The organism is Solidesulfovibrio sp. C21 (assembly GCF_047785625.1).
In the GTDB taxonomy this organism is placed as follows: domain Bacteria; phylum Desulfobacterota; class Desulfovibrionia; order Desulfovibrionales; family Desulfovibrionaceae; genus Solidesulfovibrio.
The window spans coordinates 1-8,629 of sequence record NZ_JBLODY010000115.1; the positions used below are offsets into that span (position 1 = coordinate 1).

Here is an 8,629-nt window from a genome sequence, read left to right on the forward strand (position 1 = left end):
GGGGGAGGGAACCCCTTTTTTCCAAAAAAGGGGTTCCCTCCCCCGGTTCCCTCCTCCTTGCCGGAGGCTCACACACATCATGCGCATATTCGTGCCGGCCATGGGCCGGGTCAATACCAGCAACCGGGACGGCAGCGAGGTCCGGTTTGCCGAGATCGCCAAGCGGTGGCTGGCCGCCGGGGTGGAGTTGCTGTTGTTGCTGCCCAGGCGGGAGATCGGGGTTTTGGAGTCCCAGGGGGTTCGGGCCTCGTGGCAGGTGCACTGGGAGCCGTTTTCGGACGAGTCGGACGGGCTGTGGAACGTCCTGCGCACCTATCTGTGGCGTATTCTGACCTGCCCGTTCGCGCGGTATCCGAGGGGCGTGGACGCGGTGTACGCGCCGTCCGATTTCCTGTTCGACCTGCTGCCGGCGCTTTTGTGCCGCTGGCGCAATCCCGGGGCCAAGCTCGTGGTCTGCGTGTTTCTCATCGCGCCGAACCCGTTTAAGGGCTACGAGAACGTCTTTGGCGGCAAGAAGCGGCTGCCCACGGTGCGCGGCGTGCTCTATTACGTCACCCAGTGGCTGTCGGTGGCCATGGCGCGAAGGGCCGGAGCGACCTTGCTTGTGCTCAATTCCCTGGACAAGGATTCGCTTCTGGCCATGGGCGCCAGCCCGGAGAGGGTGCATGTGGTGACCATGGGCGTGGACAGGGAATTTTTCGACGGCGTGGAGCCTGTGGAAGAGACGCCGGTGTATGACGGCATTTTTCTGGGGCGGCTGCATCCGCAAAAAGGGCTTTTCGATCTGGTGCGCATCTGGCGGATGGTGTGCGACGCCCGGCCGGGAAGTAAGCTTGGGGTCATCGGCGGCGGCAGCGACTGGTGGTTTGCCAAGCTGACCCAGGAGATCAAGGACGCGGGGCTTTCGGGCTGCGTGGACCTGCTCGGGTTTCGCCAGGGCGCGGAGAAGGTGCGGCTTTTAAAGGCCGCCGGCTGTTTTCTCATGCCGAGCCATTACGAGAGCTTCGGCCAGGTGGCGGTGGAGGCCATGGCCAGCGGGCTTCCGGTGGTGGCCTATGATCTGCCGATTTACCGCGAGATTTTCCCCACCGGCATGGTCAAAACGCCGCTTGAGGATACCCGGGCTTTCGCCGACGCGGTGCTTTGCGTGTTAAACGAGCCCGGTTGCCGGGAGGTGGCCATAACGGCCGCCCGCGAGCGCGCTGCCGCCTTCGAGTGGTCGGCCATTGCCGCCCGGGAAACGGAACTCGTCAAGAACGCCTGAACGGATACGACCGACACCATAACCGTCAACGCGGAGCCGGCCTGCCATGGGTGAGTTCTTCAAGCTCTTCGGCCTCTTCTTCAAGGTGGGATCGACCAATTTCGGCGGCCCGGCCATTATTCCCTACCTGCGGGCCGAGGTCTTAAAGCGCGGCATCATCGACACGCGGCGTTTCGGCCGGGGCGTGGCCCTGACGGAGATCCTGCCCGGCTCCACCATTCTCCAGCTCTCCGGGTACATCGGCCAGGAGTACAGGGGCGTCACCGGGGCCATCGTGGCCTTTGCCGGCATGGCCATGCCGAGCTTTCTGATGATGCTCGGCCTCACTTGGCTGTACGTGGCCTATCACAGCCTGGGAATCGTCAAGGCGGTGCTGGCCTGCATGGACGCGGTGATCATCGTGGTCATCCTTCAGGCGGCGCGCATGTCGTTTGCGGTGAGCATCAAGAACTGGCGCGCGGCGGCGCTGGCCGTGATCGGGTTTACCCTGTTCATGTTCAAGATTTCCTCGCTGATGGTCCTTGGCGGCTGTGCCGTGCTGGCGCTTTTTGTGCTGCCAGAGCCCAAGGCCCAGGGCGCCGGCGAGGATGTGGAGAAGTTCCCCACCCATCTGATCGTGAAGATCGTCGTGTTGTGCCTGGTCATGGCGGGCGTGACCGTGGGGGCCTTTTTGTGGGAGCCCCGCATGGGGCAGCTGGCCGTGTACATGATCAAGGCGTCGCTGCTGGCTTTTGGCGGCGGCTTCGCCACCATCCCGATTTTTCTGGAAGACATCGTGCATACCAGCCACTGGCTGACCGAGACGCAGCTCATGGCCGGCATCATGCTCGGCCAGGTGACGCCCGGGCCGGTGGTCATCACGGCCACGTTCATCGGCTATCTGCTGCACGGGCTGTTGGGCGCGTGCCTGGCCACGTTGTGCATCCTCGGGCCGTCGTTCATTCTGGTCGTGGCCATCGGGCCGGTCTTCGGCTCCGTGGGCAACAACCCCTGGGTGCGAAAGGGGGTGACCGGGGTTCTGGCGGGGTTTATCGGCATGCTGGGCAGCGTGGCCATTTTCCTGGGGCGGGAAGTGCACTGGAACTGGCCGACCGGGGTGACGCTGGGGCTTGCGGCGCTGCTGATGCTCTGGAAAAAGCCGTCGGTGATCTGGCTTATCCTCATGGGCGTGGCCATCGCGGCGGGAGATTTCTATTTGCTGCGGTAGCGCGGCGTTGCCGCGGCGGTCAGCCGAGCCGGGCGAGGTCGTAATTGAGCCGGATTTTGCCGTCGGTTTTGACCAGGACGGCATGCTCCAGCAGTTTGTTGATATCGCGCTTGATGGTTTTTTCGGTAACGGTCTTGTAGAGTTGGCTGAACGGCAGCGTTTTTTTGAGGAAGGCCGAACTGATGTCCACGACAGGATTGGATAACAAGAGCCACACAAGATCGTATTGACGTTGCGTAATGCTCTGTTGCGAATTCTTGAGGAAAGAGACGTAATTTTGGAGTAAGATCGGTTTGAGTATGGAGATCGTTGAGGAGAGCAAGCTCCCAAGGGAACTGTTGAGAGCGACGATAAAGAAATTCAAAAAGGAATCCATCGAAAGACTTCTGTCTTTTTCCGTTTTTGAAAAGACAATGAAATATTCATGGATGTTTTTGTAATAGTAATTCCATAACGCGTTGGGGATGTATATATATCTGGCCGCGCTCAGGATCATGGCCTCGACCATGCGGGCCGTGCGGCCATTACCGTCCCGGAAGGGATGGATTTTTCCCAAATGAAAATGAGCCAGGGCGGCCCGGATGAGCGGGTCTTCCTGGAGCATTTCCGGGCTGTTGATCCAGGCGACGAATTCTCGCATCAGCGTTTTGACGTCTTCCAGAATTTTGGGCGGTACATAGGTGCCGCCATGGTCGGGGTTGCCCACCTTGACCAACTGGTTGCGATAGCGCCCGGGCGTATTTTCCTCTTCCCGTATGCCGTTGGTGATGATGCCGTGGACTTCCCGGATAAGCTCTTCACTCAGAAGAAACGGCGCTTGGCGTTTGGCGCCGGCGAGATAACGCGCGTGGGCCTCCTTGAGGTTGACGATTTCCCGTTCAAAATCCTGTGGGGCCGCCGATACACTGTCTTGTCCTATGATTTTATCTACTTCGGATTCGTCGAGGGGATTGCCTTCGATAGCGGCGGTGCTGAAGATGGATTTTCGAATGAGTTCCTCATCCAGGGTGGCTGCCCAGTTGGGAAGGATAGGCAGCCGGGCGATGATATCGTAGCGAGCATGGAAGACTTTGAGTTCGGTTTCGATGCGGGAGCGGTCATAGGCGCGGCTGAAGGCGAAATTCCCGGATTTATAGGTCAGAACCTTGTGGATGGCGTCAGTGGTTGTGTCCATGATTTTGTCCATACTTTATCCCATTATTCTATATTATTAATTAAAAATAATAGCTATTGTCTGTCCATAAAAAAGTCAACTCATATGGCTGTCCCGTGCTGCCGGCCCATGGGCAAGGAAAGCTTGGGCGAGTGCATCTGTTAAGGATGTCAGAGGCGTATTTCCTGACCATTGGAAGTTTTTGGAAGGGGAGAGCGCGAGAGGGGGACCCTTTTTTCAAAAAGGGTCCCCCTCTCGCATCTTCATTCTTCTTCTTCCCAAAATTTTCCTATTCATCCCGCAGCACCTGCAACACCTCCACATTGGCCGCGCTCCAGGCCGGGTAGGCGCCGGCGACCAGTCCCAGGGCGGCCGAGCCGAAAAGCGACGTGCCGATGAGCCAGGCGTTATAGACGCTCGGGAACTGCCCGAGCCGGTAGATGACCGCCAGAAGGAGCAGCGCCGCCGCCGTGCCCGCCGTGCCGCCGACAGCCGACATGGCCCCGGATTCGATGAGGAACTGGCGGATGATGTCCCGCCGCCGTGCCCCCACGGCCCGCCGGATGCCGATCTCCAGGCGTCTGGCCCGCACGAGCAGGATCATGATGGACAGGATGCCGAGTCCGCCGATGGCGAAGGACAGCGACGAGCTGATGTAGCCGAGCGTCTGGACCAGATCCAGGGCCTGCTGCTTGAGCTGCATGGTGTCGCGGGCGGTGAGTACCCGGAAATCGTCGGGCTGGCCCTTTTCCGTCTTGATGCCGTGGCGGCGGCGCAGGATATATTGCGCCGTGGCCTTGGCCGCCTCGAAGTCCGTGCCGTCGGCCAGCTGCATATAGACGCCGTGGATGTAGTTCTTGTTGGACAGGCGGCGCATGTAGGTGGAAAGCGGCACGAAAATCTGCTCGTCCTGGTTGGTGCCGGAAACGTCCGAGCCTTTTTCCTCCATCACCCCGACCACCCGAAGCCGCGCCCGGAAAATATAGACCGTCTGGCCCACGGCCGCCTCGGGCGAACCGAAAAGCCGCGTGGCGATGGTCGGCCCCAGGGCGCACACGAGGGCCTTGTCGTCCTCGTCGTCCTGGTCGAAGAAATGGCCGTATTGCGGATGGTTGCCGCGAATGGCCGGATAGGCCGGCCAAGTGGCCACGATCTGGCACATGGTTTTTTTGTCCCCGGCCCGGATGGGCGAGGTGAAGGCCAGGTAGGGCACGCCGCCGACGACCGAGGGCAGGCCGCGCAAAAGCGCCATGGCATCGGGCAGCTTCAGTTTGGTATTGCCGGCGTCGGTCCGGATGTCCCCGCGTCGGAAGCGGACGTTGCCGCTCATGGCCATAAGCAGGTTGGGGCCGAGCTTTTCGGTTTCCAGCACGGCCTTGCGTTCCATGGCCAGCGAGATATGGAGCACGCCGGTTAAGGCCAGCGCCCCCAGAAACACCCCCAGCATGGCCAGGATGGTGCGCATCTTGTGGGTGGTGAGCGACTTGAGCGCGATGCGCAGGCTAAAAAACACTGCCGGCCTCAGGAGCGCTCGCCCGGCGGGGGGGCGTCTTCGGAAAAGGGCTCCGTGGACCAGGGGAAAATGCTTCTGGCCCGTTCCACGGCGTAGGCTTCCACCTCGCTGTGCCAGGCGCGGAACATGCGGACGATCTCATGGCCGAGCGGGGTGAGGCGAAATCCCTTCTTGGGGCCCGTGCGCTCGACCAGCGGGTCGCCGATGACGGTTTCGGTCTGTTTCATGCGGCCCCAGGCCGCCCGGTAGGACATGCCCATGGCCGCGGCCGCCTTGTTGAGCGAGCCCAGCTCCTCCACCAGTTCCAGAAGCTGGATACGCCCCAGGCCAAGCAGCATGCCGTCCTTGGTTTCCAGCCACAGGTGCAGCCGCTGCACGGCCTCGATGTTCTGCATCACACCTCCCTTGCCCGCCGATTCCCCCGAGGGCGCCGGCTCCGTTCACCTTAGCCCTAGCCGGGCGTGACTGCCAAGGGGGAGTTGACCACGGGCCGGCTGTCCCGTATCGCCAGACGCCTGCGTGCGCGCAAGCGAGGGTTTCATGACAAGACAGAGCGGATTTGCGGACACGGGCACCGGATTTCGGGAAATCTGGGCCCTGGCCTGGCCGCAAATCCTTATGATGTTTCTCAATTTCCTGATCGGTATTGCCGATGTCTACGTCGGCGGCCGCATCGGCCGCGAGACCCAGGCCGCCATCGGCCTGCTGACCCAGGCCATGTTTTTTTTCCAGGTGGTGGCCATGGCCGTGGCCAACGGCGCCGTGGCCGCGGTCAGCCAGTCCGAGGGCGCGGGCAAGCGCCAGCGGGCCAACCGCTATGTCTGGCTGTGCCTGCTGCTGGGCGTGGTCGCCTCCCTGGCCATTTTGATCCTGGGTCTGGCCGGCCAGTCGCTTTTTCTGTCCCTGCTGCAGGTCCCGGCCCCCCTGCTGCCGACGGCCCGCTATTTTTTGACGGTTTTTTTGTGGCTTTTGCCCATCCAGTCCTTTTTCAACATCGCCAATGCCCTGTTTCGGGCCAAGAAACTGGTCATGGTGCCGCTTTATGCCTGGGGGCTGGCGGCCGTGCTCAACGCCGTCGGCGATTTCGGGCTGGGGCTCGGCTATTGGGGTCTGCCGAATCTCGGTTATGCCGGCGTGGCCTGGACGACGTTCATTTCGGTCACGGCCGGAATGCTTTTCAATTTCGCGGCGCTGTTGCGGGTGGGCATGCTTCGGGCTTCCGAGTTTCCGACCTGCCGCTGGGTCCGCCAGGGCATCGGCTACCTGCTCAAAGTAGCCTGGCCGTCGGGGCTCATGCAGATCGTGTGGCAGACGGGCTATCTGGTGCTTTTCGCCATCACCGGCTCGTTGCCCACGGGCAGCGTCGACGCCCTGGCCGGCATGGCGGCCGGAGCCCGGGTGGAGTCGCTGCTTTTTTTGCCGCCCATGGCCTTTAACTTCACGGCCTCCATACTGGTCGGCAACCTGCTCGGGGCCGGACGGCCGGACCTGGCCAAGCGGGTGGGGTATCGCATCGTCATCACAGGCGTTTTGGCGGTGACGCTCATGGGACTCGCCTTGTGGCCGTTCCTGCCCGATGCGGCGGCCATCCTGTCGCCCGATCCCCAGGTGCGGATTCAGGCGGTTTCTTATCTCCGTTACAACGTGGCGGCCATTCCCTTTACGGTCAGCGGTCTTATTCTCATCGGGGCCATGACCGGGGCCGGCGCGACGCTGCTGACGCTTTTCGTGACCGGTTCCTCGATCTGGCTCGTGCGGTTGCCGTTGGCCGTGTACTTGGGGCATAGACTCCTTGGCCGGGCCGAGGGCGTATGGATATCCATGTTTGTCTCCCAGGCTGTGCAGGCCGTGGCCTGCCTGTGCGTGTACCAGTTCGCGAACTGGGCGCGTTTCGGCATGGGTGGCGGCAAACCAAGGAAGTGAGATGCGAGAGGGTTTCGAGGAAATATCATTGGCCCGCCGGGAAGAATATCTGGACCGTCTGGCCCGTTGTCCCGAAAAGGTGTCGGACTACAGCTTCGGCAACCTGTGGGGCTGGGCCGAGGAATACGGGCTTTCCTGGCGCTTCGGCGAAAGCCATGTGTGGATATTGCAGACCCGGCCGTACGAGGTCTTCTGGGCCCCTGTGGGGCCGTGGACGGACGTGGACTGGAGCGAATGCCCCTGCCTGTCCCAGGGGCTCGATTTCATCCGGGTGCCCGAGAGGCTGTGCGCCATTTTGCACGAGGCCATGCCCGAGCGCGTGACCAACCAGGAAGCGCGCGACCATTACGATTACGTCTACAACGTGTCCGATCTTGTCGAGCTCAAGGGCAACAAGTTCCACAAGAAAAAAAATCTGCTCAACCAGTTTCTGCGCACCTACGACTACGAGTACAAGCCGCTCACCCCGGACTGTGTGGAAGAGACGCTGGAAATGCAGCGCCAGTGGTTTTCCTGGCGCGACCCCGAGGAGTCGGGCGCGCTTCTGGCCGAGAACCAGGCCATTGTGCGGGTGCTGCAACACTGGGACCGCATCCCCGGGCTCATGGGCGGGGCCGTGCGCGTGGACGGCGAGATGATCGCCTACACCGTGGCCGAGGCCCTCACCCCGGACATGCTCGTCATCCACTTCGAAAAGGGCAAACCCGGGTTCAAGGGCGTGTACCAGGCCATCAGCCAGATGTTTCTGGCCGACGCCGGGGCCGGCTACACCCTGGTCGACCGGGAGCAGGATTTGGGCGACGAGGGATTGCGCAAGGCCAAGCTTTCGTACAACCCGTCGATGTTTCTGAAAAAGTGTACGGTATCCGTGGGGCCCAAGGCCTAAATCCCGCCGTGGCCGCCAGGGGAGGACGCATCGGGTCGGTGATCGGCCGGATTCGGATCGCGACGTCTTTTGCCGGTGGGCCGTCCTGCCCGGACGCGCGCCCCACCGGCTTGCTTTTTCGTGAAAAGACAGCAAGTATGGCGGTTGCCGGGCATCACGGCGGCAAATTGGAACATGTGACGGCGGCGAAATGGAGAAACGGCTGAAGGTTCTTGTTGTCGACGACTCCAAGGTCATGCGGGGCATCATCCGCAAGATGCTTTGCGCCGACGGCGGCGCCGAAGTGCTCGAGGCCGCCGGCGGCCGGCAGGCCCTGGACGTCCTGGCAAAAAGCCCCGTGGACTGCATCATTTCCGACTGGAACATGCCGGGCATGAAGGGTATCGACCTGCTGCGCCAGGTGCGGGGCGACGGCGTCCTGGCCGAGACCCCTTTCGTCATGGTCACGGCCGAGTCCCTCGACGCCAACATGGCCGAGGCCAACGAGGCCCGGGTCAGTTCCTACCTCACCAAGCCGTTCACCGCCGAGGAATTGTGGCGCACGCTGCGGTGCGTGCTGTCCGATACCGCGCCGAAGTAATATTCGAGGCAAGAGAGAATATGCGAGAGGGGAACCCTTTTTGAAAAAAGGGTTCCCCTCTCGCGCTCTCCCCTCCCCAAAACTTTTATAAGGGGGGTGGGGA

8 protein-coding genes are annotated in these 8,629 nt (G+C 61.8%); 5 read left to right on the plus strand and 3 right to left on the minus strand.

Annotated features, from left to right (window positions below):
* The first annotated feature begins 79 nt into the window (after positions 1-79).
* On the plus strand, positions 80-1,264 hold the full coding sequence (locus ACMZ6R_RS19315; protein ID WP_416114569.1) for a glycosyltransferase family 4 protein: 1,185 nt from the start codon (positions 80-82) through the stop codon (positions 1,262-1,264).
* 46 nt (positions 1,265-1,310) lie between these two features.
* The gene (gene chrA / locus ACMZ6R_RS19320) at positions 1,311-2,471 is read left to right on the plus strand and encodes a chromate efflux transporter (RefSeq protein WP_416114571.1); all 1,161 of its coding nucleotides are present in this window, start codon (positions 1,311-1,313) and stop codon (positions 2,469-2,471) included.
* Positions 2,472-2,490: 19 nt separating this feature from the next.
* Here chrA and ACMZ6R_RS19325 read toward each other — a convergent pair whose 3' ends face one another.
* The 3 genes from ACMZ6R_RS19325 to ACMZ6R_RS19335 all read right to left on the minus strand — a co-directional run bounded on the left by ACMZ6R_RS19325 (position 2,491) and on the right by ACMZ6R_RS19335 (position 5,532).
* The gene (locus tag ACMZ6R_RS19325; RefSeq protein WP_416114573.1) at positions 2,491-3,657 is read right to left on the minus strand and encodes a Fic family protein; all 1,167 of its coding nucleotides are present in this window, start codon (positions 3,655-3,657) and stop codon (positions 2,491-2,493) included.
* A 256-nt stretch (positions 3,658-3,913) separates the two neighbouring features.
* Positions 3,914-5,137, minus strand: coding sequence for an ABC transporter permease (locus tag ACMZ6R_RS19330; protein WP_416114575.1), 1,224 nt, complete (start codon positions 5,135-5,137; stop codon positions 3,914-3,916).
* 8 nt (positions 5,138-5,145) lie between these two features.
* Positions 5,146-5,532: a winged helix-turn-helix domain-containing protein gene (locus tag ACMZ6R_RS19335; RefSeq protein WP_416114577.1), complete on the minus strand. Its 387-nt coding sequence runs from the start codon at positions 5,530-5,532 to the stop codon at positions 5,146-5,148.
* Positions 5,533-5,677: 145 nt separating this feature from the next.
* Here ACMZ6R_RS19335 and ACMZ6R_RS19340 point away from each other — a divergent pair, with 145 nt between their 5' ends.
* The 3 genes from ACMZ6R_RS19340 (at position 5,678) to ACMZ6R_RS19350 (ending at position 8,526) form a co-directional block, all read left to right on the plus strand.
* Positions 5,678-7,060, plus strand: coding sequence for an MATE family efflux transporter (locus tag ACMZ6R_RS19340; protein WP_416114579.1), 1,383 nt, complete (start codon positions 5,678-5,680; stop codon positions 7,058-7,060).
* A gap of 1 nt (position 7,061) precedes the next feature.
* Positions 7,062-7,946 carry a DUF2156 domain-containing protein gene (locus ACMZ6R_RS19345; protein ID WP_416114581.1) on the plus strand — a complete coding sequence of 295 codons (885 nt, stop codon included), beginning with the start codon at positions 7,062-7,064 and terminating at the stop codon, positions 7,944-7,946.
* Between the two features lie 190 nt (positions 7,947-8,136).
* Positions 8,137-8,526: a response regulator gene (locus ACMZ6R_RS19350; protein WP_416114583.1), complete on the plus strand. Its 390-nt coding sequence runs from the start codon at positions 8,137-8,139 to the stop codon at positions 8,524-8,526.
* Positions 8,527-8,629: the final 103 nt, after the last annotated feature.